The 22,402-nt window shown below is 59.0% G+C and carries 22 protein-coding genes and 3 pseudogenes; 16 read left to right on the top strand and 9 right to left on the bottom strand.

What is annotated here, in order from left to right; all coding sequences use genetic code 11:
• Positions 1-98: 98 nt before the first annotated feature.
• Positions 99-824 (top strand): hypothetical protein, encoded by a 726-nt coding sequence (locus tag ATY02_RS18995; RefSeq protein WP_416220639.1) that lies wholly within the window; start codon positions 99-101, stop codon positions 822-824.
• 155 nt (positions 825-979) lie between these two features.
• Here the strand turns inward: ATY02_RS18995 and ATY02_RS18990 are convergent, their stop codons facing one another.
• Together ATY02_RS18990 and ATY02_RS18985 are read right to left on the bottom strand one after the other, a co-directional pair.
• Positions 980-1,408, bottom strand: coding sequence for a type II toxin-antitoxin system HicB family antitoxin (locus ATY02_RS18990; RefSeq protein ID WP_068584377.1), 429 nt, complete (start codon positions 1,406-1,408; stop codon positions 980-982).
• A gap of 201 nt (positions 1,409-1,609) precedes the next feature.
• The gene (locus ATY02_RS18985; RefSeq protein ID WP_068584559.1) at positions 1,610-2,275 is read right to left on the bottom strand and encodes a TetR family transcriptional regulator; all 666 of its coding nucleotides are present in this window, start codon (positions 2,273-2,275) and stop codon (positions 1,610-1,612) included.
• A gap of 102 nt (positions 2,276-2,377) precedes the next feature.
• On the opposite strand from ATY02_RS18985, the gene ATY02_RS18980 reads away from it, so the two are divergent.
• From ATY02_RS18980 to ATY02_RS36650, 4 genes and pseudogenes are all read left to right on the top strand, one after another.
• Positions 2,378-3,034 carry an O-methyltransferase gene (locus ATY02_RS18980; RefSeq protein WP_068584375.1) on the top strand — a complete coding sequence of 219 codons (657 nt, stop codon included), beginning with the start codon at positions 2,378-2,380 and terminating at the stop codon, positions 3,032-3,034.
• Between the two features lie 187 nt (positions 3,035-3,221).
• A complete protein-coding gene (locus ATY02_RS18975) occupies positions 3,222-3,776 on the top strand; it encodes a hypothetical protein (RefSeq protein WP_068584372.1) in 555 nt (184 codons plus the stop codon).
• Positions 3,777-4,614: 838 nt separating this feature from the next.
• A pseudogene (locus tag ATY02_RS36655) lies at positions 4,615-5,385 on the top strand (MCP four helix bundle domain-containing protein); the annotation flags it as partial.
• Entirely contained in the window at positions 5,377-6,240 is an 864-nt protein-coding gene (locus ATY02_RS36650; protein WP_416220689.1) for a methyl-accepting chemotaxis protein, read from the top strand. The pseudogene ATY02_RS36655 and the gene ATY02_RS36650, both read left to right, overlap by 9 nt.
• A 690-nt stretch (positions 6,241-6,930) precedes the next feature.
• Here ATY02_RS36650 and ATY02_RS18965 read toward each other — a convergent pair.
• Genes ATY02_RS18965 through ATY02_RS18955 form a run of 3 tightly spaced genes read right to left on the bottom strand, consistent with a single transcriptional unit; the run spans position 6,931 to position 8,453 of the window.
• Positions 6,931-7,362 (bottom strand): carboxymuconolactone decarboxylase family protein, encoded by a 432-nt coding sequence (locus ATY02_RS18965; protein ID WP_068588568.1) that lies wholly within the window; start codon positions 7,360-7,362, stop codon positions 6,931-6,933.
• Between the two features lie 27 nt (positions 7,363-7,389).
• Positions 7,390-8,010, bottom strand: coding sequence for an FMN-dependent NADH-azoreductase (locus tag ATY02_RS18960; protein ID WP_068588565.1), 621 nt, complete (start codon positions 8,008-8,010; stop codon positions 7,390-7,392).
• A complete protein-coding gene (locus tag ATY02_RS18955; protein ID WP_164823693.1) occupies positions 8,007-8,453 on the bottom strand; it encodes a GNAT family N-acetyltransferase in 447 nt (148 codons plus the stop codon). The genes ATY02_RS18960 and ATY02_RS18955 overlap by 4 nt, the downstream gene beginning before the upstream one ends.
• Positions 8,454-8,540: 87 nt before the next feature.
• Between ATY02_RS18955 and ATY02_RS18950 the strand changes: the two genes are divergently transcribed.
• Positions 8,541-9,944, top strand: a complete 1,404-nt coding sequence (locus ATY02_RS18950) for a PLP-dependent aminotransferase family protein (protein WP_068588596.1) — start codon at positions 8,541-8,543, stop codon at positions 9,942-9,944.
• A 451-nt stretch (positions 9,945-10,395) separates the two neighbouring features.
• Positions 10,396-10,719 carry a hypothetical protein gene (locus ATY02_RS18945; protein WP_068588594.1) on the top strand — a complete coding sequence of 108 codons (324 nt, stop codon included), beginning with the start codon at positions 10,396-10,398 and terminating at the stop codon, positions 10,717-10,719.
• Positions 10,720-10,899: 180 nt separating this feature from the next.
• On the opposite strand, the gene ATY02_RS18940 is transcribed toward ATY02_RS18945, so the two are convergent.
• Both ATY02_RS18940 and ATY02_RS18935 read right to left on the bottom strand, forming a co-directional pair.
• The gene (locus ATY02_RS18940; protein ID WP_068588591.1) at positions 10,900-11,301 is read right to left on the bottom strand and encodes a type II toxin-antitoxin system HicB family antitoxin; all 402 of its coding nucleotides are present in this window, start codon (positions 11,299-11,301) and stop codon (positions 10,900-10,902) included.
• Positions 11,302-11,336: 35 nt separating this feature from the next.
• On the bottom strand, positions 11,337-11,519 hold the full coding sequence (locus ATY02_RS18935) for a type II toxin-antitoxin system HicA family toxin (protein WP_068588599.1): 183 nt from the start codon (positions 11,517-11,519) through the stop codon (positions 11,337-11,339).
• Between the two features lie 529 nt (positions 11,520-12,048).
• Here ATY02_RS18935 and ATY02_RS18930 point away from each other — a divergent pair.
• The 7 genes and pseudogenes from ATY02_RS18930 (at position 12,049) to ATY02_RS18900 (ending at position 19,039) form a co-directional block, all read left to right on the top strand.
• Positions 12,049-13,210, top strand: a pseudogene (locus tag ATY02_RS18930) (IS3 family transposase).
• A 476-nt stretch (positions 13,211-13,686) separates the two neighbouring features.
• Positions 13,687-14,829, top strand: coding sequence for a hypothetical protein (locus ATY02_RS18925; RefSeq protein WP_068588775.1), 1,143 nt, complete (start codon positions 13,687-13,689; stop codon positions 14,827-14,829).
• On the top strand, positions 14,826-16,010 hold the full coding sequence (locus ATY02_RS18920) for a hypothetical protein (protein WP_068588771.1): 1,185 nt from the start codon (positions 14,826-14,828) through the stop codon (positions 16,008-16,010). Before ATY02_RS18925 ends, ATY02_RS18920 begins: the two co-directional genes overlap by 4 nt.
• 165 nt (positions 16,011-16,175) lie before the next feature.
• Positions 16,176-16,760 (top strand): hypothetical protein, encoded by a 585-nt coding sequence (locus ATY02_RS18915; RefSeq protein WP_143121903.1) that lies wholly within the window; start codon positions 16,176-16,178, stop codon positions 16,758-16,760.
• On the top strand, positions 16,747-17,409 hold the full coding sequence (locus ATY02_RS18910; protein WP_068588767.1) for a 2OG-Fe(II) oxygenase: 663 nt from the start codon (positions 16,747-16,749) through the stop codon (positions 17,407-17,409). Before ATY02_RS18915 ends, ATY02_RS18910 begins: the two co-directional genes overlap by 14 nt.
• Before the next feature lie 12 nt (positions 17,410-17,421).
• A complete protein-coding gene (locus ATY02_RS18905) occupies positions 17,422-18,486 on the top strand; it encodes an arginase family protein (RefSeq protein ID WP_068588764.1) in 1,065 nt (354 codons plus the stop codon).
• 10 nt (positions 18,487-18,496) lie between these two features.
• Complete coding sequence (locus tag ATY02_RS18900; protein ID WP_068588785.1) at positions 18,497-19,039, top strand: GNAT family N-acetyltransferase; 543 nt, start codon at positions 18,497-18,499, stop codon at positions 19,037-19,039.
• A gap of 29 nt (positions 19,040-19,068) precedes the next feature.
• On the opposite strand, the pseudogene ATY02_RS36125 reads toward ATY02_RS18900, so the two are convergent.
• Positions 19,069-19,588: pseudogene (locus ATY02_RS36125) on the bottom strand (integrase core domain-containing protein); the annotation flags it as partial.
• A gap of 24 nt (positions 19,589-19,612) precedes the next feature.
• Positions 19,613-19,753, bottom strand: a complete 141-nt coding sequence (locus ATY02_RS18890) for a transposase (RefSeq protein ID WP_068588761.1) — start codon at positions 19,751-19,753, stop codon at positions 19,613-19,615.
• A 329-nt stretch (positions 19,754-20,082) separates the two neighbouring features.
• On the opposite strand from ATY02_RS18890, the gene ATY02_RS18885 reads away from it, so the two are divergent.
• Both ATY02_RS18885 and ATY02_RS18880 read left to right on the top strand, forming a co-directional pair.
• Positions 20,083-21,015 carry a SphA family protein gene (locus tag ATY02_RS18885; protein WP_068588782.1) on the top strand — a complete coding sequence of 311 codons (933 nt, stop codon included), beginning with the start codon at positions 20,083-20,085 and terminating at the stop codon, positions 21,013-21,015.
• A 44-nt stretch (positions 21,016-21,059) separates the two neighbouring features.
• Positions 21,060-22,340 carry an MFS transporter gene (locus ATY02_RS18880; RefSeq protein WP_228022201.1) on the top strand — a complete coding sequence of 427 codons (1,281 nt, stop codon included), beginning with the start codon at positions 21,060-21,062 and terminating at the stop codon, positions 22,338-22,340.
• Positions 22,341-22,402 lie beyond the last annotated feature (62 nt).

Raw genomic sequence — 22,402 nt, 5'->3', positions numbered from 1 at the left:
ACCGTTTTGCGTTCTATGAGCAGGCCTGGCTGCGCCGATCCCCGCTGCAGCCCGTGAATGTCGACCCGGTGCCGATGGCCTACGCTCCCTCTTCTTGCATGATGCAAACCCCGTTTCCCACCTTGCTATTGGCAGGCCTGCTGATGCTCGGCGCCACTGGCTGCAGCCAGCAGCAGGGGCGTGATATCGCCAACCAGTTTCGCAATGGCAAGGCCGACGAGTTCTTCCAGACCAGCGTCGATCGCATGGCCACCATCGGCATGCGCGACAACCTGCAGAGCCTGTACCTGCTGATGGGCAAGCTGTACCTGCGCAACCCCAGCCAGTGGCGCAAGTCCGGGTATGCCGATGGCACCGCGGCGCAGCGGGAGATTCGCAATGCCATCGAACAGCGCCAGCCGCTGCCGGCCCTGGGCGATCGCCGGGACCTGGCGGCCCTGAGCTATTCCCTGAGCCCGGAGTTCCAGGGCGACCGGGTCGGCGCCTTCATCTACGCCATCGGCAGCATGCTGGTGACCGCCCATGGCGGGCGCACCGAGTTCTACATGACCGACACCCTGGACCCGCAATTCATCAGCAACGCCGCGCGCAATATCGAAAAAGCCACCTGGATGCTGGGCCAGCGCCAGGATACCAATGGGGTATTGCTGCTGTTCTCCAACGAGATCTCGGAGGAGGGCAGCAACCTGAGTTTCGCCGTGGAGTTCGGCAAGATCGTCGCACGCCTGGACCTGCTGACGCAGATCCTCGACGAGCGCTACCGGCGGGTGGGGCTCAATTATGCGCAGAGCCTGTTGCTGATGAACTTCCTGCCGGTGCAGTAGCGCCGTGGATATCGCCCTGGCGGCCCGTGCCGGGCCAAGCGCAGCGCGGCTGCGTACGGGCGCGTAGCGGCCGCAAAATCAGAGGGCGCGGTGCGCCAGGGACTGCGCGGAGGCAGGTTTGTGGGCCGTGCGCAGCCTCGCCAGCTCGACAGCGGCTACACGGCGGCTTTTACCACCGCCAGCTCGATCCGCCATCCCAGCATTCGCAATGCCTGTTCCACCTTCTCGATCTTCGAGCGGTGCAGCAGGTTCACCAGCCGGTCCACCTGGGGCCGGTTCACTCCCAGGCGCCTGGCCAGTTCCGCCTTGCTCACCCGCTGGTGGAGCATGGCGTTCCACAGCGCCACCTTGGCCACGCTCAGTGCGGGCAGGCGCACCAGCAGTTGTCCCGGTGTAGTGGGCGAGGGCAGGGGAATGGTCATGCGCTGCATGACATACAACGACAACGCCATTTCCAGGGTCACAACCGCATCGGCCAGCGCTTGTTCCAGCGTATCGCCGACGCAGGCCATTCCTGGCACATCGATACAACTGACCCGAGTACTGCCATCTTCCAGGTGCAAGGTCACAGGATATGCGTACATGGCTGCTCATCCTTCTATAGGGCCGGACTTCATTCCTTAAAGAAGCAATTGCAAGGGCAGGTTTACCCACCCCATCGCACTATAAAAACGATGCCAAGCGCCGTACAACGAACCCTGGCCGGGCAATGTTTAAACATTTATGTCCAAGGCTCTAGGTCGAAGGCTCCGAGGCTGTGGCAGGCAAACAACAGCCTGAAAACCTCAGCTGTCGACAGGGGCGTGCACGGTCGCGGCCCCGGGTTGGGCGAGTGTCAGGACATAGGCGCTGAACATGTCCGCCAGGCCGTCGGCGCGCTCGGTCATGGTGCTCTTCGTGTGGGGCTTGCCGGAGAAATCCCTGCCCACCGAACTCAGCGTGGAAAGGGTCAGCTCGCAGGCTGCGGCGCGGGTCGCTTCGCTGGCATCGGGCAGCAGCTGGAGCATGAAGCCGGTGAAGATCTGCCGTCCCGCCGCACGGGCTGCGCCAGCCTCGGGGGCATCGCGATACAGCGGCGCGGCCTCGTTCAAGGCACTGCGCAGCGGCGCCTCCTCGCACTCCGAGCGGATGAAGGCATGCACCAGGCTGCGCAGGCGCGCCAGGGGCGCTTGTGCCTGGTCGTCGAGGATCCGGCTCAACATCTGCCGGGTTTGCAGCCACTCATCGCTTTGCAGGCGGAACAGGATCGCCGCCTCGTTGGGAAAGTACTGGTACAGCGAACCGATGCTCACCCCGGCCTTTTCCGCGACCCGCGCGGTGGTGAAGCGCTTGGCGCCCTGTTGGGTCAAAACCTGAATGGCGGCCTGCAGAATCGCTGCTACCAGCTCGGTGGAGCGCGACTGCTGTGGCTGTTTGCGTGAGGAAATACGAGGGCTCTGGCGCTTGCTCATGGACAGCTCGGATGTGCCTGGGAATGCGAATAGCGGATGGGCCGAATCGCTCCCATCATGGTCGTGACCCAACATCTTAGACCCATCCGATGGAAGACCAGCATGACGACCCTCACCTGCGAGCCCCTGGCGGGCTTGATCGAACGCCTCTACACCCTGGCCCATGCCGCCACCAGCCCGGCCCTCGACAACTTGCCCCGGGAAGAACGCGAACGGCTGATGCACAGCAAGACTGACTACCTCGAGTTCTACGGATTGCTCAAGGACCTGTGGCTGCCGGTCTCGCGGGATACCGGCAAGCTCTTGTACCTGCTGGCACGCAATGCCAAGGCCAGGAGCATCGTCGAATTCGGCACCTCGTTCGGCCTGTCCACCCTGCACCTGGCGGCCGCCCTGCGCGACAACGGCGGCGGCGTGCTGATCGGCAGCGAGTTCGAAGCCTCGAAGGTCGCCATGGCCCGCGAGCACATGCTCGAGGCCGGTGTCGGCGACCTGGTGCAGATTCGCCAGGGCGACGCGCTGGTGACCTTGGCCGGCGACCTTCCGGAGAGCATCGACCTGCTCCTGCTCGATGGCGCCAAGGCGCTGTATGGGGAGGTCCTGGGCCTGGTGGAACCGCACCTGAAGCCTGGCGCGCTGGTGGTGGCGGACAACACCGACTACTGCCCCGAGTACCTGGCGCACGTCCGGGCGCCGCAGAACGGCTACCTGTCGGTGCCGTTCGCCGATGATATCGAGCTGAGCATGCGCCTGGGTTGATGCACCGCGTTCCAGGGGCCACCGGTGGGCGGTGGCCCCTGCCAGGTATGCGGCCAGCGCCAACAATCATCGGCCGTCATGGACGCCGGGCGCTCGCCCACTGCACAATTGCGCCGCTTTGTGCATCAACCATCATCCTCTCGTCGTAGGTTGCCCAGCGACGAGTCCGCCAGGGAAGCTCCGATTCATGACCGTCTCCGAACTGCTTGTCGCCATTCGCAAGCCCTATGTTGAAACGCTGGCCCGCCAGATTACACAAGGGGCCGCCTACGTCGAGCCCGCCTACCGCAACAGCGACGGCTCACTGGCCACCGAAGGGGTCATGGCCATGCCTTGCCGGGTCGACATGATCGCGCAGGAGGGCGCTGCGGCCGGGGAACCTGTCCAGGTCGATGCCGAGTCCGAACTGGCCTTCGAGCCCGTGGGTTTTGGGATCGAGCAGATGGCGGTGCGCATCTCGCCCTTTGGCTGGGACTGGCTGGCGCTGGAGGTCCGTGGCCTGGGCCAGGAGGCGCTTGTGCAGGTCATGGGCCGCTGGTTTCTCGAGTGGTTCGATGTGGAAGATGAAAACCCGGCGACCGAAGACGGGCTGCAAGGGGTGGTGCACTTTATCTCCGACCCTGAGCCGACGGCCGAAGGCTTCCAAGTGAAGATCGACCTGGGGTCTGCTCCGGCGCCGGCAGTGGAGGATCTTCTTTTTGCGTTGGCCGATGGCGGCGCCAGTGGGGTTGTTCTGGGGTAGTGACGGGAGGGCTGTGCTTGGTCGTTGAGTTGGCGGCGGTTGCGGCCACTGCGGTTCCGTTCTTATGCGGGACACGTCGATAACCTGTAGCCGCTGTCGAGCGTAGCGAGGCTGCGCACGAGGACGCAGTCCTCGCTAAACCTGGCGACGCTTTTCACCTGGCTTAATGCGGTTTTGTGCACCTGTCCATGGTTGGGGTTCCGATCTTGGGCAGGCTGAGAAGCCTGTAGCCGCTGTCGAGCGCAGCGAGGCTGCCTACGAGGACGCAGTCCTCGCCAAACCTGCTCATGCTTTTCTCCTGGCTTTATGCGGTTCTGTGTACATATCCGTTGCAGCGGGTGCGGCCACTATCGGTTCCGCTCTTACAGCGGGTCACTTTGGAAAGAGCCCAAAGTAACCAAAGGCTTTGCCCCCTCACTCGGTGCCTCGCCTAGGCTCGGCATGCCCTTACTCCGGCATTGATCCGTGGGCCGCCGCCACCGGCCATCCATGGCCGGGGGCGGCTAACCGGCGTCCTGCCGGGTTGCCCACGGCTCAATACCTGCGTTCGGCCATCGTGTTTAAAGGGGCGGGTGGATCAAGATCAAAAGCCAAGGCCAAGGCCAAAGCCAAAGCCGGTGGAGCGGCTCCTGTCGTGCCTTGCCCCCACGCCTCAGACCATAAAAATTCACGCCAGCAAAATGGTTTTGTGACGAGGCTGGATCTATCGTGATGACAAAGTGCAATTGCCTGTAGCCATCACCGTTTTGCCCAACCTTGCATCGGTGCCATGTCCCATTCCCTGGCGTCGATAGCGTGCAACCGCGAACCATCGAGCTTTCTATAAGAGAGATAGCCAATGAACGTCAGGACAATGAATCTCGCGCCCAGGTCTGCCGTGTTTTTCTCACTCATTATCCTGGTGGTCTTCGCCCTGGGAGTGGTCGCGGTGTTGCAGATGGGCAAGCTGCGTGAGTCCGAGCAGGATGTGGAAAACAACTGGATGGCCAGCATCCGGGAAATCGGCAAGATGAAGGCTGGCACTCTGCGGCTGCGCCTGGAAAGCTTGCGCATCACCGTGACCACCGACGAGCAGCAGCGCCAGACCCGGATCGCCGCGTTGGGCGGTTATCGCAGCACCCTGCAAGACACCCTGACCCATTACGTGCCGCTGATCACCGGCCCAGCAGAGCGTGAGTTGTACCAGGCGGTGGCTGGGGACGCGCAGGCCTACTTCAAGTTGCTGGACGAGTTGGAGCCGCTGCTGCGCAGTGGCGATAACGCCGCGGCCATCACCCTGATCAATACCCGCATCAGCCCCATGACCAATTCCCTGCAGGACAAGATGGACAAGCTCTCGGACTTCAACGACGAGGGGGCCAAGGGCGCCGGGGTGCATGCGACCTCGGTCTACAGCGGCGGCGTGAGCCTGGTGGTCGGCCTGCTGGTGGCCACCGTGCTGCTGACCATTGCCCTGGCGGCGGTGCTGACCCGCAGCATCACCGCGCCGATTGGCGATGCCCTGGCGGTGGCCGAGCGCATCGCCGGCAGCGACCTGTCCCGGGACATCGGCGTAAGCGGCGGCGACGAAGCCGGCCGGCTGTTGGCCGCACTGGCGAAGATGCAGGCCAACCTGCGGGAGACCATCGCCCATATCGCCGACTCCTCGACCCAGCTGGCTTCGGCCTCGGAGGAAATGACCGCGGTGACCGAAGACGCCAGCCGTGGGCTGGTGCGGCAGAACGACGAAGTCAGCCTGGCCGCCACCGCCGTGACGCAGATGAGCGCTGCGGTGGATGAAGTGGCGCGCAACGCCGAGGCCGCCGCGCAGTCTTCCCGCGAGTCGTTGGAGTTCACCCGCTCCGGCATCGAGAACGTGGCCCAGACCCTCAAAGCCATCGAAGGCCTGGCCGGCAACGTCGCCAGCACTGGCGAGCAGGTCAAGGCCTTGTCCAGCAGGGCCCAGGACATCAGCAAGGTGGTGGAGGTGATTCGCGCCATCGCCGAGCAGACCAACCTGCTGGCCTTGAATGCCGCCATCGAGGCGGCGCGGGCCGGTGAGCAGGGTCGTGGCTTTGCGGTGGTGGCCGACGAGGTGCGGGCGCTGGCCCACCGGACCCAGCAGTCGACCCAGGAGATCGAACAGATGATCGGCGCGATCCAGGCCGACTCGACCCAGGCGGTGAGTGCCATGAACGTCAGCGCGGAAATGGCCAACAACTCGATCTCGGTGGCGCAGAACGCCGACCAGTCGCTCAAGCAGATCGCCCAGGCCATCACCCAGATCAACGAACGCAACCTGTTGATCGCCACTGCCTCGGAGGAGCAGGCGCAGGTGGCCCGCGAGGCCGACCAGAACCTGACCAGCATCCGTGAGCTGTCGGTCCAGAGTTCGGCGGGAGCCAGTCAGACGGCCAGTGCCTGTGGGGAGATGGCTAATCTGGCGACGGAGTTGAATCGGTTGGTGGCGCGGTTCAAGGTCTGAGTGTGGTGCTGCCTATGGGGAACCGCCCCATTAGTCTGTAGCCGCTGTCGAGTGAAGCGAGGCTGCGTACGGGGACGTAGTCCTTGCTAAACCTGGCGGCGCTCTTCACCTGACTTCGCGCGGTTCTGTGTACATATCCGTTGCTGCGGTCCCTTTTTGTGTGGGGCACATTGAGGAACCTGTAGCAGCTGTCGAGCGCAGCAAGGCTGCGTACGGGGACGTGGTCCTCGCCAAACCTGGCAACGCTTTTTTGCCTGACTCCACGCGGTTCTGTGTGCATTTCCGTTGCTGCGGGTGTGGCCACTGGAGGTTCCGCTCTTACAGCGGGTCACTTTGGAAAGAGCCCAAAGTAACCAAAGGCTCTTTGCCCCCTCACTCGGTGCCTCGCCTAGGCTCGGCATGCCCTCTCTCCGGTATTGATCCGTGGGCCGCCGCCACCGGCCATCCATGGCCGTGGGCAACCCGGCGTCCTGCCGGGTTGCCCACGGCTCAATACCTGCATTCGGCCATCGTGTTTAAAGGGGCGGGTGGATCAAGATCAAAAGCCAAAGCCAAAGCCAAAGCCAGGTGACGCTGTTGTCGTCACGGCCGAAGGTTGTGGATGGCTCGGCTGGAGTCCCTAGGGCGACAAGATGTCTGTCGTGTTGTTCAGCCCAACCCTCGTGATCTGGTCCACGGGCGACCTCGCCCTTAGAGCTTCATGCCCACCGCCAGCCGGTTGAAGGCATTCATCAGAGACACGGCCAGCGTCAGGTCGGAGATTTCGACGTCGTTCAGGTGTGCTTTCAGTGGTTCGTACAGTTCGTCCGGCGCGCCTTTGTCGTGGACGTAGGTGAGGGTTTCGGCCCAGGCCAGGGCGGCGCGTTCGCGGTCGTTGAACAGTTCGCTGACGCGCCAGCCGGCGAGGCAGTCCAGTTTGCCTTGTGTCACTCCACTCTCGCGCAGGGTCTGCGAATGCTTGCCCAGGCAGAACGAGCAGCCGTTGATCTGCGATACGCGCAAGTACACCAGTTCCAGCAAGGGCAAGCCGAGCGGGCTGGCGGCGAGCGCGGTGTTGGTGGCGAGCAGGCCTTGATAGGCAGCAGGCGACAGGGTGGCAAAGGGCAGTCTGAGTTGGCTCATGGTGAAACTCCGGTAGGGAAAAAGTGATCAAGCACCCACAAGGGGGTTGAACAGGGGGTTGGAGAACAGTGCGGTGCGGGCTTCTTCGATGGTCTGCCGCACGGCGTCCTCCCCGAACACCAAGCCTTGGAGGTAGGTGAACTGCAGGTCGAACAGGCCGAGGATGTTGAGTACGTGGCGCAGGTAGGGCGTCAGGAAGTCCGGTTGGCGTGCCCGTTCGCCCTGGTGAACGCCGCCGGAGCTCACCAGCACATGCACCGGACGGTCCTTGAGCAGGCCGACCTTGCCCTCCGGGAGGGCGCTGAAGGTGCGGTGAATGCGCAGGACATAATCGACCCAGAGCTTGAGCGCGGCCGGCAGGGTGAAGTTGTGCATCGGCGTGGCAATGATCAGGGCATCGCTGCGCTCCAACTCACGAATCAACCCTTCGGACACCTCGAACAGCGGCGCGTCGAAGGGCGTGGCGGTGGTCAGGGCGTGGGCGTAGTCCAGGCCGAGCGGTGGCAGCGGTTGCGCCACCAGGTCGCGTTCGAGCAGTTCGAGGTGCGGATGCCGTTGGCGCAGGGCGCCCGCCAGTTCCAGGGCCAGCTGGTGTCCGTGGGAACCCCGGCCGTGGGGGCTGGCGTTGATCAACAGCAGGTTGTTCATGCCCGCTCCTCACCGCGCAGGCGTTGGGTGAAGTGCATGCCACGGGCCAGCAACCCCTGGCGAAAATAGAAGCGCTGGGCCAGGGGCATGTGCAGGCCGGTATCCAGCACAAAGTGCTCGCATTGACGTTGCACGGCCTCATCCCTCACGGCGCTCAACAGCCGGGCGCCCACGCCGCTGCGCTGAAGCTGTGGGCACACCACCAGGTCATCGACGTAGATGAAGTGCCCGTAGAGCAGGTTTTCCATTTCGCGGTAACCCGCCAGGCCGACGATGCGCTCAGCGTCCCGTGCGGCGAGCAAGCGGTAGCCCTGCGCGGCCTGCCGAGCCAGTTGCGCGGTATAGGCCGCAGGGGTGGTGAGGTGTGGGCGCAGGACGCGCATCAAGTCGAAACTGGCGGCAAAGGCTTCTTCGCTGTCGAGGTGTTGAAGGGTGTAGGGCATGTTCGTCATCCGCTGAAAAGAGATGACCCACCTTAGAAGGCCGATGGCTTAAGCTGTAGAGCCAAAAAGTGCATAAATGACTAGGCCATGATGCTTGCATTCGAACTGGACCGCAGCCAGACGGCGCCGATCTATCGCCAGCTTTATCAACGGTTTCGCGAGTCCATCGCCGATGGCCGCCTGCGTCCGGGAGACCGGGTGCCGGCGGTGCGCGCCCTGGCGGCGGAACTGAACCTGGCGCGTGGCACCGTGGAGGCGGCCTACCAACTGCTGATGGGCGAGGGCTACCTGACGGCTCGCGGAGCCGCCGGGACCATTGTCACGCCGCAGCTGGCGCCGGTTACCGCGCCCATGCCGCATGCCCCGGTGGCGGCCACGGCCTACCAGGCCACCCACGCCGGCACGCCGCCGCTGGCGCTGCAAATGGGCCTGCCGGCGCTGGATGCCTTTCCGCGCAAGCTCTGGACCCGCCTCGCGGGCCGGCAACTGCGCCAGGCGGGCACCGAAGGCTTCATCTATCCGGACTCGCGAGGCTATGCGCCGTTGCGGGCGGCCATTGCGTCCTACCTGGGGATTTCCCGGGGAATCAGCTGCCAGCCGGAGCAGATTTTCGTCTGCGCCGGCTACCGCGCCTGCCTCGACCTGATCAGCCACACGCTGATGCGCAAAGGGGCCACCTGCTGGCTGGAGGAGCCCGGCTACTTCATGGCCAGGAGCGCACTGCTGGCGGCCGGCGCCCAGCTGGTGCCGGTGCCCGTGGACGATCAGGGCCTGGACGTTGCCCAAGGCATCGCCCGCGCGCCAGAGGCCGATTTTGCCGTGGTCACCCCGACCCACCAGAGCCCACTGGGGGTGTCGCTGTCGCTGCCCCGGCGCCTGGCCCTGCTGGACTGGGCCAACCGCCAGGGCAGCTGGATCATCGAGGACGACTACGACAGCGAGTACCGCTACCAGGGCAAGCCCTTGCCGGCCCTCAAGAGCCTCGACCAGCAGGGCCGCGTGCTCTACACCGGCACCTTCAGCAAGGTGTTGTTTCCAGGGTTGCGCCTGGCCTATCTAGTGGTGCCCGCCGAACAGGCCCAGGCGTTCGCCCGGCAGGCGGATCGTTTGCACAATCACTGCCCGCAGCTGCTACAGGCGACGGTGGCGGCCTTTCTCAACGAGGGGCACTTTGCCCGGCACTTGAAGAAGATGCGTGGCCTGTATGCGCGTCGGCGGCAATGGCTGGTTGAGGCGTTGCACCAGCAGTTGGCGGGGCGGTTGCAGATAGACCCGCAGGCTGGGGGCATGCATGTGGTGGCCGGCTTGGCGGAGGGGGACGATGTGCAGATTGCCCAGCGGGCCTGGGCGCAGGGCATCGCTGTGGAGCCGCTGTCGCAGTGGTACCTGGGGGAGGGGGTTAGGCAGGGGTTGGTGATGGGGTTTACCAATGTGGGCAGTGCGGAGCAGGCGGCGGGCGTGGCGAGGCGGTTGGGGCGGGTTGTTGGGTGAGGAGGGGCAGCGGAAAGCGAGGGCATATCGGCGCTGCGGGCCCCTTCGACAAGGTGCTCTTACTGCTCAGGGCAAGCTTGTCATCAAACCGGCTGAAGGCATTCGTACTGATATGGAAATTTTGATTGAGGAGGGTAGATGACGATTATCCGGAAAGGAGTTGTTGTATCTGGGGAGTATTCTGGATGGAAAATAACTATTGATGAGGATCGTGAGGGGGAACAGGTGGGTATTACTTGTTTTTGACTAGTAGCGATGGTCGAACTTTTGATTTTTGGTTTGAGCTAAAGTTGCACCTTGATAATCAGCTTTCTGAGTTTGGTATTGACTGGTTGAGTTGAGGTGAGTTTGTTTTGAGTTGATTTTTGCAAGATATCATTCCTATTCGCACACGCACACCTACGAATAGGTTGCTGGCTATGGGTTCGAAAGGAAGGGGCGAGGATAAGCAATGATTGAAGTTTCGCAATTAAATGAGTTACTTGTCACTCACAACTGCTTGCGCGCGATTAGTATTCAGTTAAACGAAGATGGGATAGCTTATGATTTATCTCTATCGATTTCAGTCTCTGAAAAGGCAGGGGCTGATGTCGTGCGTATCAGATTTATTGATATCAGCCATTTTGCGTCCCGTGGTATTGGCGGCGGCTTGACTCAGTTGATGCATATGAGCGTGAGTAAGTTGGATTCGGGTTTTGACAGGATGCGTTATCAATTGGTCGATCTTGAAGATAATAAGTTGTCATTTTACTTCTCATCATTTTCGGTTGAGTAGAGGGTGCCAAAGAGAGCTAGCCCATGGTTGGAACTGGGGTATAACTGGTCGTCTCAATGCCGTCAGGTGATGTAGCCATTTGGCAGGCCCCCCCCCTGTGGCGAGGGAGCTTGCTCCCGCTGGGGTGCGCAGCAAGCACAACAGTCCTCATACCGCTTGGCCTGCCCTGCGGAGCTGCTCTCAGCGCCCGAGCTTTTCCAGCGCGGCATCGGCCAGGAAGGACGACCGGCTCTTGATGTTGTGCTCACGGACAAAGCGGTCGATTTGCTGAATCACATAACCGGGCAACGTCACGTTGACCTTCTCGGTCTTGCCCAGGTACGGCGTGATGTCGATGTCCAGCATGCCCCAGCCCATGCCCGCGAAATCGGGGTTGACGCGGTGTTTGCTCGTGGGTGAGGGCAGGGGAATGGCTTGTCCGGCGCGGGCCAGTTCTTCGAGCATGACGTGGGCGATCTCGATGGCGGCGCTGTAGGCGCTCTCGAAGGTGTCGCCGGCGGTGACTGCGCCGGGGATGTCGGGAATCTGGATGCCGGTGGCGGTGTGTTCGTCGCCCCATTCGATGCAGATGGGATATTGCATGGGGATCTCCTCAATAGGTGTGAAGGGGGCAGGCGCTATATCAGTTCGGCCAGTTTTCGGATGGCCCTGACCGTTCCCCGTGGCAGGTCCTTCTTCGGGTGAGGCACCGGAACGGTGTTGGGTCTGTAAGGATGCTTGAACAGATGATGGCTTCCGGTTATCCGGTCCAGTATCCATCCAGCGGCTTCAAGCTCCTTGATTAGCTGTCTGCTTTGCACCTCCATCTCCTTGTCGGGGTGAGAGGTGTTTTATAACTCCAGGTACATTGTAAATCGGCTGATTTTGTGTGTCTGGAGTTATGTATCATGCTTTGTCTAGTGTTCCAAGATGCACTCGAAACCTGTAGCCGCTGGCGAGCGCAGCGAGGCTGCGTACGAGGACGCAGTTCTCGCCAAACCTCAGCTGGCCCATACGGTTCTGCGTACATATCCGTTGCTGCGGTCACGGCCACTATCGGTTCCGCTCTTACAGCGGGTCACTTTGGAAAAGCCGGAATGCCGGCCCAGCCCAAAGTAACCAAAGGGCTTCTGCCCCCGCATCCGGCGCCTCGCTAGTGCTCGGCATTCCCTCTCTCCGGCATTGCTCCGGGGGCCCGCCGCCACAGGCCATCCATGGCCTGACGGCGGCTAGCTCGGCATCCATGCCGAGCTGTCCCCTACGCAACGCCTGCGTTCGGCCTCCTGTGTAGTGGTCTAATGAAACCGGACATCCATTTAGGCGAGAATGCTCGCCAGATAGAGGTGTCTGATGACCAAGCAACGCCGTTCCTTTTCCGCTGAATTCAAACGCGAGGCCGCAGGCCTCGTGCCCGATCAGGGCTATAGCCATATCGAAGCCTGCCGGTCGCTCGGGGTGGTCGAGTCTGCGTTGCGCCGCTGGGTTAACCAACTCCAGCAAGAGCGCACTGGCGTGACTCCGCAGAGCAAGGCGCTGACGCCTGAGCAGTAGAAAATCCAGGAACTGGAAGCTCGAATCGCTCGCCTTGAGCGGGAGAAATCCATTTTAAAAAAGGCTACCGCGCTCTTGATGTCGGAAGAGCACGAGCGCACACGCTGATTGATCAGCTAAGCGCCCATGAGCCGGTCGACTGGCTTTGCGCGATCTTTGACATCACTCGTTCGTGTTACTACGCCCAGCGTCTCAGACGCTGAACCCCGGGCGTTGAGCGGCTTCGGTTACGCAGTCGAGTCAATGAACTGTTTACGCAAAGTCGAAGCGCCGCCGGTAGCCGCAGCATCGTGTTGATGATGCAGGGAGACGGCGAGCAAATCGGACGGTTCAAGGCGCGTGGCCTGATGCGGGAACTGGCGTTAGTCAGTAAACAACCGGGATCACATGCCTACAAACAAGCGACGGTCGAGCGGCCTGATACTCCGAACATCTTGAATCGGGAATTTGATGTGCCGGCACCTAATCAGATCTGGTGTGGCGATATCACCTACATCTGGGCGCAGGGAGGATGGCATTACTTGGCGGTCGTTCTGGATCTCTACGCACGCCGAATTGTGGGTTGGGTGCTGTCAAACAAACCCGATGCCGAGTTGGTGATCAAGGCGTTGGACATGGCTTATGAACAGCGTGGCAGGCCTCAAGGGGGCTGTTCCACTCGGATCAGGGATCGCAATATGGCAGTCGCCAGTTTCGCCAACGGCTCTGGCGTTATCGCATGCGCCAGAGCATGAGCCGTCGTGGAAACTGCTGGGACAATGCGCCGATGGAACGCGTGTTTCGCAGTTTGAAAACTGAATGGATACCGAGCGTGGGCTACATGACGGCTCAAGAAGCGCACCGAGATATCAGTCATTACCTGATGCATCGCTATAACTGGATTCGACCGCACCAGTTCAACGGTGGGCTGGCGCCAGCTCAAACCGAGAAAAAACTTAACGTCGTGTCTGGGATTAGTTGACCACTACACTCTCGACAAGAACGCTTGTTATCGACGCCCCAACCCCGATGGAGCTGTTGACTTGTGCTTAAGGCGTTATGTGCTAGACCTATCAACGCCAGGTAACTAAACAAAAAGGATTTGATCATGTCAGGAGATTCAAAAGGCGAGGACGGGAGCGTAAGCCAGGAAGCGTTTGATCGAGCACTAGCATCCATTGTTGGAGGGCCGAAGCGCGATAAGGATCTGGCAGGACCTCGCCGTGATATTGGTCCAAGGACTGATCAGGACGACTTGGAAGGGCCTCGCCGTGATATTGGTCCAAGGACTGATCAGGACGACTTGGAAGGGCCTCGCCGTGATATTGGCCCACGGACTGATCAGGACGATCTGGAAGGGCCTCGCCGCGATATTGGGCCACGAGCCGAACCGGACGAGCTCGATGGGCCCCGTCGTGATATCGGCCCGCGTAGCAGCCAATAGCCGCTTTGCCATTCATGTGGGCTGATCTTTACGAACAGACCAACGGGCTGCGAGGGCCTCATCTGTTCTCGCCGACTTTCTCCAGTCCCGTAAACTTCACTGAAATAGCCTCGATTCTTCAGGGAGCGAGGGACGCTCCCGGCTCCACAAAACTGAACTTTTTTCGAGCTTACGTAGAAGGTCGCGAAGACTATGACCTCGCAAGGCGATTTCTAGAGACGGAGGATCTGAGCGCCAGTCACATTGAGGCCACTCTCTTACGAGCGTTCGACCCGGAACGGGGGCATTACGGAAAGAATGCGGGCCTGATCGTCAATGGAGGCTTACAGTGGTCCCATGAGGTTCATGAGCGCCTTGCACCGCATGCAGAAGCGTTGCGCGCAACTGTTTCCGGCACAATAACGATCGACGTAACTCTTTTCATCGGATCATATGGAGCAACGCCCTTCGGTGCTCATATCGACGACAGCACGCACCGGACGATTATCTTTAACTTGGGTCCCGGCTTAAAGAAGCTCAATATTTGGTCTCGAGAGGGCATCGAGGCGCAGTTTGGTCCCGTCCGAAATATCATCGATACTGCCAAGATCCACATCGCACCGGACAATTATTCCTTACCGCCCGGTCACGCGTTCGTACTGCCTTCTGACGAGTTCCACATCGCCTACAACAACGATGTATCGACAGCGGCCACATTCGTCCTCGAACATGTAAGCGAGCTTCATTTGGCGGAGCGCGAACTGACTTTGCTGCGTCGTGAGCTACACGAACGAGCGCCTGGGTCCGCCATCTGGCAGATGACGATCGCGCGCCTCGCCGAGATGGGGCGCCTGCGATCGAGTTCAAACGGCAACTTGCGCTATGCTCCTCCGACGAAGTCGGTCGGGATGCAGAGTCTACAGCCTCAGTCTGTGATCAGAATTGACCAGCGATGGCCCGTGATCGTCGAGCAGGTCGGCTCCTTAGCTGTGGTCTACGCTCGTGGCCGTCATTTCATTGCTGATCGCATATCACGGGCTGTGCTCGGGCTTATCGATGATGGGCACGTGACGGTCCGGGATTTCTTGGAAGTTTATGTCGCCGACGGAGGAGATTTGACAACGGGATTGCGTGCTATCGAGTTTCTTCTAAGTGCGAGGGGAGCCGTTGTCGAATGAGTACCTTTTTTGATAGGCAATTCGATGGTCCGACAGAGCACTTCGCAACACCGCACGTCACCCTGAACGCGCCCCACCCGTATACGGATGAAATGGTTATCGAGTGCCTGCGCGTGATAGGCAGCAGTCCCCAGTCGCGCATCACCCGCAATTGCCGCATTTATGTCGACGGCGCTTTGGTATGCCCATTCGCATCTCGCGACATCGTGCGTCGAATCGTCCTGAGTGAGTCGATTCGTGAAATCAATTGGTCTGAGATTTTTGGCGGTCATGACTTTCTCATTTTCATCAATCGCGCCGCGCTGTACGTGCCAAAGATGCTTTCCGCCTCAAAAGCGTTCGTTGGAGCGTTTGATCGCCGCTTCGGACGAACGGGGATCTCCATTGAGCACCACCTGATCATTGGTCATTATGTCGAAACCTCTTTCGGGGTTCACATCGACGACCCGACCGACCGCATTTTCCACTTCAACCTGGGACCGCATCACAAAACCATGAGCCTGTGGCCCCGGCATGAATTTCTCACCGCTTACGGAGGAGATGCCGCCCGACTGCGTCGTACTGTGGATCACGCGGAGCCGACGACTTATGTGATGCCGGTCGGCAGCGCCTTCTTCTTACCGGCTGACTACCATCACGTGGGGTCTAGCCAGGAGGGTGTCAGCATTGTAGTCGCGCTCGCCTTCTCTAGGCAGAGCGAGAGCCTTCTCCTTCGAGAGGCACTTCATGAGTTGCGTCAACTGGTGCCATTGCAGATCCCCACGGCAAACTACTATCGAGACTTCCTAGCGAATGCTGAAGTGGGTGAATACGAGCTCATCGCTCGCTACGATCGGGTTGATCTGACCCTGGCTCATCAGCATGCGGTCGCCCGTCGGTTCAGCAACAACAGTTTCGACGAAATACCTGAGCTAAAGCTTCCCACTATCGAAACGACCACCGGCAACTACATCCGGTCCGATACGCCCATCGAGGTTGTTAAAGCCGACGAGGGGACATACGTTTATTCGAACGGTCACCGAGCATTCCTGAATTCCGAGAAGCAAATTCGAGACTTAAATCATTTACTTGCGGTGAACGAGTTTGAGATCGGACAGGATCTTGGGTTCGACGTCGGGGTTATGGCGCTCCGTGTTTGGCTTGTCGCAACCGGCGCTGCAAGGCGCCGTAGCGACGACTAGATGAATGCCGTAGTGATACTTCAGACAGTGTCCAGCTTGGAGCCAACTTTGGTCGATTTGGGGGCCAATGCAAGAGTGCTAGCGGCTACATTCTCAGAGCGATACGGAGAAGAGAGCGTGTGGATCACTGGACCGAAGGCTGAGCGGATTGAGAAGGTGCGCCTCATGTCCGTCTTTGAGCGGTGGTGGAACCACCCTGAAGCAGCTAAAGCCGCGGCCTCTTCCGGCCAGGTTGTCCACTGGCCGCTCAAGAGGCGTTGCAGTGACGACTTCCTGGCCCCTGTCTTGCTCGAAGCAGAAAGGGGGATCTCGGCTTTGGGATCCGATACTTGTTGTGTGCTTGACGAGTTTCGGCGCGACGAAACACCCCATTACCTCTGGGCGATAGTTGGTCCGTCAGGTAGCAGTGTGAAAGTGCATCAGGACATGTTCGGGACGGCCAGTTGGAACGTCCTCCTTTCGGGAAGCAAGCAGTGGACCTTCTGGGCAAAACACAAATCCCCCTCCACTGACGCGCCATGCATGAGCTTCGAGCAGAGGTCGGGACAGATCGTTTGGATCCCCGAAGATTGGTGGCATTGCGTCACTTACCACGAACCGTCGCTTTGTATTTCAAAGAACCTCGTCCTCCGGCGGACATTGTCCAGCGTTCGGATGCGTGTCGGCGAAACTAAGTCTGCGCTTTCCCGTCACCTCGCTGCCGTCGCGACTCTTAACCTTTGCGAGATCGGGCCACATGCGGTCGATTAATGAGATATGTGACGCGCTGCAGCGCGACGGCTTCGCGGTGCAGGACGCACTCTTGCCCAAGTCGGTCTTCGACGAACTTGACAAGCGTGTGGTTGAATCCTGGCGAAGTGGTATCGGTTGGGGTACTCGCGTGAAAGGACTTGGGCCGTCACACCTGCTTCCATTGCAATTGGGTACCCGTCTGCGGAAAGTCGCGGCGCTCATCGACTGTGTGATGGATGGCAGCGGCGATTCGTTCACCTACCTCTACCATCAACTTCACAAAGATCGCGATGAAAGTGGTTTGCTCCATAGAATCGAAGAGGTCACCTGTGCCGCGTGGCGTGAGGTGATCGGCCATTTGGTAGGTCCGTTCGACAGGACGAACTTCTCACTTACAGCGTTTACGCCGGGCTGCCGGCTTGAACGACATACCGACTTTGGGGGGCAGGACGCTTACCGTTTGACTATATTGCTCTATTTTAGCAGCAAGGGAACAAGTGAGGTTCCTCTGCTGTTCGGTGAAAGCAAGGCTCCGATCCGTATCCGACCGGTACCGAACAGGAGCGTGATCTTCGTGCCGTCTACCGCGACGACGCATTGGATTGATCCAGTTCCATTCGAGGAAAACTACCCGGTACGCCTTGCCTTTTCCGGCTGGCTTCTTTAGAGGAGCTTCGCGATGTTGGATGTTCGGTTAAACCAACGCCTCGAAGTAACAGCGTGCGGGACTCTTCGAGACGAGACCGGTCAGGTTCTGACGTTACCTCCAGAACTCAAAATACTCACTTCGTTGTCGCACCAATGGCTGTCATGCGCTGAGCTTTCGGCATACGGGTTTGCGGCATGGCAAGTAGAGCGTCTTTTCCTCGAAGGAATCGTGGATGTAGGGCGAACGCGCTTCCAGATTCCGAGGCGAGCTCGGATCTACTACAAAGAGCAGTTTCCTAACAAAACTGTGGAACAGCCGTTTTCCACATGGCTGGACGGGCCACCTCCACGCGCGTTCTGGATCGGGCTGCCCTACACCAATCTGGCCCGCCTAGGCCACTCGACAGCGTCTGGGCTGGCTGACATATTGGCTTCAGCCTGCCCTCAAACGATTTCGGTGCTAGGTGTATTGCCAGAGCAAGCCCCTTCGCCGCGTAGCGCGGAGGAGCTTAAAGACTTGGTTGGTCTTGCCGATTTGCTAAATATTCGGCTCGGTATCGTCGGTGGTGACCACCGCGCGACTTGGTCGATGTTGAGCATCGTCAAATCCGCGTTGCCGGATAAGACAGTGCAGTACATCCACATCGACGCACACCACGATCTTTATGGATATCGATCGGATCAGCCTCCGCTTCGAATCAACCACGCCAATTTTCTCGCGGACTTACTTCAGCACCGTCATATTGACCACGCAGTCCTCATCGGATGCCGTGACGGCGCAGCCCCTGTGCGAGCCGCCCAGTATGATGGTTTGCCGATCAGCCTCTCGCAGAGTGGAGAGGCTTGGCGACCAGCGCAATGGAGCGATTCAGCCCATACCCATCTCTCCGTCGATCTCGACATTCTCGACCCTCAGTATGCGCCGGCCGTTTCAAGTCCGATCGATGCGGGATGGACTCCTGAGCAACTGATTCGCACGATAAGGCAAATTATGAACGAGACGCGGATCGACAGTTGTTCCGTCGTTGAAGCCGGGGGTGGGGACCTCGGAACAACCGAGGCCGCGCTGGCGGTGATCCAGGAACTGGGGGCTTAAGCGGATGACTATGCCTGACGAGAAGATCGAACTTGTCGTCGAAATGAGCCTAAGAGGCCCGTTGGAAAGACAGCTCGTGGTGCTGCTTGATCGATGCTTTCCGAATACGTTCGAAGGTCGCAGCTACTTCAAACAAATTCCTCATGCTCGCGTGCTGATGTGGAGGGGTAGCACTCTCATTGGATATGCCGGACTCGACCACCGTGTCATCCGCATTGACGATGCAGTCACGAGAGTTACAGGTATCGTTGATCTTTGCGTCGACCCGAGCTATTGGCACGTCGGCCGAGGCAGTGCTCTGCTCCAGTTCGCTGAGACGTTAGCGCGTGGTGGACAGTCAAACTTTATGATCCTGTTCGCCGACCGAGCTGATCTGTATTTGCGTAATGGCTATCGGCCGATCGAACCAGCCGTGCTGACTTGGCTGGCGATCGAAGAACGCGCGAGCCACAGTATGCAGCGCCGAGACTTTTCTGGGACGTTCATGGTCAAAGCGATTTCCGATACCACGTTCCCTACGGGTGAAATAGACCTGTTGGGGTATCTTTTCTGACGGGCCGAAGATCAGAGCAATAGCAGTGGTCATGGCCGGCATGTGAACTCCCGAGGTGAGCGGTAGTTCGGTGCGCTGTGCGGATGTTCCTCGTTGTAATGCTCGAAGAGGATGGCCAGGTTACGCAGGGCCGTCGCTCGATCGGGCTTGGGTATGTGACGGATGTAGCCACGCTTCATAGTCTTCACGAAGCTCTCCACCCTGCTGTTGCTCTGCGGGCTGCACACCGGAGTTGTCAGGGCAGCAGGCGGATCTGCCGGGCAAAGCTTCGAGTCTGTTCGGCGGTATAGGCCGAGCCGTTATTGCTCAGTCATTGCACCGGCGATGTCGGAAGCTGGTCACTAAAGCGTTGCTCGATGGCTTTCCAGCATCACTTCGCGAACACCGTCGCCACCGCAGCCATGTGGGCTCACCCAACTAATGGCCTCGCTCGCAGCACCCCAGGGCGAAGGTTACCCGTAGTTTTTCGCCGTCCTTGCAGCGGAACTCGAATCCATCCGAGCACCTGCGGGTGTTGCTCGTGTCCATTGCGACGCGGCTGGGCCCTCGCAGTGGGCTGTTTGAGCCGAGCCGTCAATTGCGAGCGCGCCACACCGAGACACTTTGTCCAGGCTCCAGGCTCTCGCGCACCATGGCTAGTTTCTCCTCGACGCTCCAACGGCGACGCCGCTCCTGGCCGAGCACTTCGATGATTTTGTCTTTGCTGGTAGTCATAAACACAGTCGTTTGCCTATCCCTTCTCGTAAGGGGGAAACGGTGTCCTGGCTTTCATGGGGCTCGCTCAAAAATCACGTAAATAAAAACAGGATAGCTATTGCCCATAACGCGGATAGAGCATCCCGCGGCCTCAGCGCACCATCGTGTTTAGTCGGCCCAAGGCGTCAACAGAACAACGAGCCGACTTCCATCACCACTTCCTACTGTCCTCAAAAATATCGGGTTTTTCATTTGAAAAAGCCCGAACACAATTACATCAGTCTGGAGCGAATAAGGTGAAATACCTTCAAAACTTTGGAGACAAATGTGTAAAAAACCGTGGTCACTTGATCGTTGGCCTCATCGTAGGATGCTCCATTCATATCAACGCTCATGCCGTTGACCTTCCCGTGGTCAACCTGGGTTCGACGACGTTCTATGATGGCGCTGAGGTACCCGGCGGCAAAGGCTGGAGTGCATCGTTGTTCTACCAGAACTATCGCGGCAGAAAGATCACCGACAACAAAGGGCATGAAATCGGCCTGTCGAAGTCGACCACCAATATAGACAGTGTGCTGATGCAGCTGATTTATCAGGGAAGTGGTGGCCCCCACGATTCCGATTGGGGGTTTTCGGCGGTTCTGCCCGTGGTTACCAAGAACCATGTCGACGATGGCTTGAACAATACCGTGCTCGACGGTTCAGAAGGTTTGGCTGACCTCAACATTGGCTTTTACTTGCAGTTCAAACCAATCATGGGCGACGAGGGCCCTCGCTTTGTCCATCGCCTGGAGGCAGATGTAATCGCCCCCGTGGGCGACTACAAAAAACATACTGCGATCAACCCAGGGGCAAACTTCTGGTCATTTAATCCATATTGGGCTGCGACGTTTTGGGCTAGTTCCAAAACCACAATTTCGTGGCGTCTGCACTACCTGTGGAACGCTAAAAATGATGCTCCCTCACCAGAGACCTATGGCGATGGGGTCGATGATGTGCAGGCCGGGCAAGCGGTACATCTGAATTTCAACACCCTTTACGCATTCACCCCGAAATTTTCGGCAGGTGTGAACGGGTACTGGCTCAACCAGTTCACCGATACAAAAATCGATGGTGATTCAGTATCTGGACGACGCGAAAAAGTTTTCGCCATCGGCCCCGGCGCTATGTTTGCGTTCTCTCGCCAAGACGTAGTGATTGCCAACCTTTACTTCGAATCCGAAGCTCGCAACCGTCCTGAAGGCAACCGCTTTGTGATGCGATGGGTACACAAACTATGAACCTGTCCCAATCAATTCCTGTGTTTGTTAATGGAGTATCTGGCATGAAAATGTCGTCGCTCAACATCACTCAGCGCACCACGCTAAAACAATGGAAAACCATTAGCCTTCTGATGGGGGTCATTGCCCAGTTATTTCTGGCGGGTGATTGGTATGGGTTCGCAGCAGTAATTCCCTTTGTCACAGAAACGTTGCATTTGTCGCCACTGCAAATCGGTGTCGTACAAGGTTCGTTCTCCATCACCTACGCATTGGGTATGGTTTTTTGGGCCGCATGGGGAAGTCGAATTTCGACACGTGCACTGTACTGTTGTGGCCTGCTGGGTGTTGGCGTGTTCATGTTATTGCAGTCGCAAGTCACGTCGTATGAAGCGATGGTAGCCGCACGTTTGATGGTGGGTTTTTTCGATGCCGCGGTGTGGATCGCAGCAGCAAAATTGGTTGTTACATGGTTCCCTCCAGCTCAGCGCGGGAGAGCACTGAGCGCGTTGCTGGCAGCTTTTAGTCTGGCGATCACAGTAGATTTTGCGATCGGGATTCCTCTTGCCGAAGCCGTTGGCTGGCGCGGTTTTTTCATCGTTCTGGCGATTGGCACTTTGGTTGTCGCGTTTTTGGGCTGGGTACTGGTCAAGAGCGAGCGCCGCTGTGTGGGGTTACCCGACTTTGCCTGGGACGACGAGCCTCCCGCCAATCAAGCAGTCGCAAAAGTTAGCCTTATTTTCAAGTCACGCTGGTTCTACATTGCGTCGCTCGCGATCTTTGGAGACATGTTTGCTATCTCCGCAACCGCTACCTGGGTGGTTCCAGCCTTTATCGAGACCCAAGGCATGGCAACTGCATCAGCGGCCACAATAGGCACTCTGATGGGAGTGTCGCAAATCATCATGTTGCTGCTAGGCGGCTATTGCAGCGACCTGTTCCGACGTCGCGTGCTGATTCTCAAGATCGGCTCCTTGCTGTCTCTGCTCTCGGCACTTTCGTTTCTGATGACCCTCAAGCTGGGTTTACCTTATGGTGGGTTGATCACCGTTGCGGTCATGAGTGGTGTGGCGGTGTTCAGCGGTGGCGCTATTTTCGCCTTACTGAGTGAGAAGTATGGAGACCAGCTCAGTGGTAATGCTATTGGCTATGCCGAGATGGTTGGTATTTCCTCAACCTTAATCGCGCCGGCGTTAATGGGAGCGATCATTGAAGCCAGCGGTTCATTCGTTGCTGCATTTAGCGCGTTTACCGGTGTACAGGCGGTCATTTTCCTTATCCTGCTGTGTATGCGCAAAGAGTTCCAGGAGGAAAAGAACGGAGTTGTAGGTTTGACGCGAGGTTGAAGGGTTAGAAAGCTACAAACCGCTCATTTTTATGAGAGGTTGCGCTAGCGCGGAACGGAAAC

Source organism: Pseudomonas sp. BIOMIG1BAC, from assembly GCF_001705995.2.
GTDB classification, from domain to species: Bacteria; Pseudomonadota; Gammaproteobacteria; order Pseudomonadales; family Pseudomonadaceae; genus Aquipseudomonas; species Aquipseudomonas sessilinigenes.
The sequence above is the reverse complement of the archived record's forward strand: the minus strand, read 5'-3'. Positions and strand labels throughout refer to the sequence as shown.

Bases quoted from the DNA above. Each gene is read 5' to 3' on its own strand.
- ATY02_RS18955 (WP_164823693.1), bottom strand. From the start codon at position 8,453: ATGCCCTACACCCTTCAACACCTCGACAGCGAAGAAGCCTTTGCCGCC.
- ATY02_RS18980 (WP_068584375.1), top strand. From the start codon at position 2,378: ATGACGACCCTCACCTGCGAGCCCCTGGCGGGCTTGATCGAACGCCTC.
- ATY02_RS18975 (WP_068584372.1), top strand. From the start codon at position 3,222: ATGACCGTCTCCGAACTGCTTGTCGCCATTCGCAAGCCCTATGTTGAA.
- ATY02_RS18990 (WP_068584377.1), bottom strand. From the start codon at position 1,408: ATGTACGCATATCCTGTGACCTTGCACCTGGAAGATGGCAGTACTCGG.
- ATY02_RS18915 (WP_143121903.1), top strand. From the start codon at position 16,176: ATGTCCGTCTTTGAGCGGTGGTGGAACCACCCTGAAGCAGCTAAAGCC.
- ATY02_RS18900 (WP_068588785.1), top strand. From the start codon at position 18,497: ATGCCTGACGAGAAGATCGAACTTGTCGTCGAAATGAGCCTAAGAGGC.
- ATY02_RS18920 (WP_068588771.1), top strand. From the start codon at position 14,826: ATGAGTACCTTTTTTGATAGGCAATTCGATGGTCCGACAGAGCACTTC.
- ATY02_RS18985 (WP_068584559.1), bottom strand. From the start codon at position 2,275: ATGAGCAAGCGCCAGAGCCCTCGTATTTCCTCACGCAAACAGCCACAG.
- ATY02_RS18880 (WP_228022201.1), top strand. From the start codon at position 21,060: ATGAAAATGTCGTCGCTCAACATCACTCAGCGCACCACGCTAAAACAA.
- ATY02_RS18905 (WP_068588764.1), top strand. From the start codon at position 17,422: ATGTTGGATGTTCGGTTAAACCAACGCCTCGAAGTAACAGCGTGCGGG.
- ATY02_RS18890 (WP_068588761.1), bottom strand. From the start codon at position 19,753: ATGACTACCAGCAAAGACAAAATCATCGAAGTGCTCGGCCAGGAGCGG.
- ATY02_RS36650 (WP_416220689.1), top strand. From the start codon at position 5,377: ATGCAGGCCAACCTGCGGGAGACCATCGCCCATATCGCCGACTCCTCG.
- ATY02_RS18950 (WP_068588596.1), top strand. From the start codon at position 8,541: ATGATGCTTGCATTCGAACTGGACCGCAGCCAGACGGCGCCGATCTAT.
- ATY02_RS18995 (WP_416220639.1), top strand. From the start codon at position 99: ATGATGCAAACCCCGTTTCCCACCTTGCTATTGGCAGGCCTGCTGATG.
- ATY02_RS18910 (WP_068588767.1), top strand. From the start codon at position 16,747: ATGCGGTCGATTAATGAGATATGTGACGCGCTGCAGCGCGACGGCTTC.
- ATY02_RS18940 (WP_068588591.1), bottom strand. From the start codon at position 11,301: ATGCAATATCCCATCTGCATCGAATGGGGCGACGAACACACCGCCACC.
- ATY02_RS18945 (WP_068588594.1), top strand. From the start codon at position 10,396: ATGATTGAAGTTTCGCAATTAAATGAGTTACTTGTCACTCACAACTGC.
- ATY02_RS18960 (WP_068588565.1), bottom strand. From the start codon at position 8,010: ATGAACAACCTGCTGTTGATCAACGCCAGCCCCCACGGCCGGGGTTCC.
- ATY02_RS18925 (WP_068588775.1), top strand. From the start codon at position 13,687: ATGTGGGCTGATCTTTACGAACAGACCAACGGGCTGCGAGGGCCTCAT.
- ATY02_RS18965 (WP_068588568.1), bottom strand. From the start codon at position 7,362: ATGAGCCAACTCAGACTGCCCTTTGCCACCCTGTCGCCTGCTGCCTAT.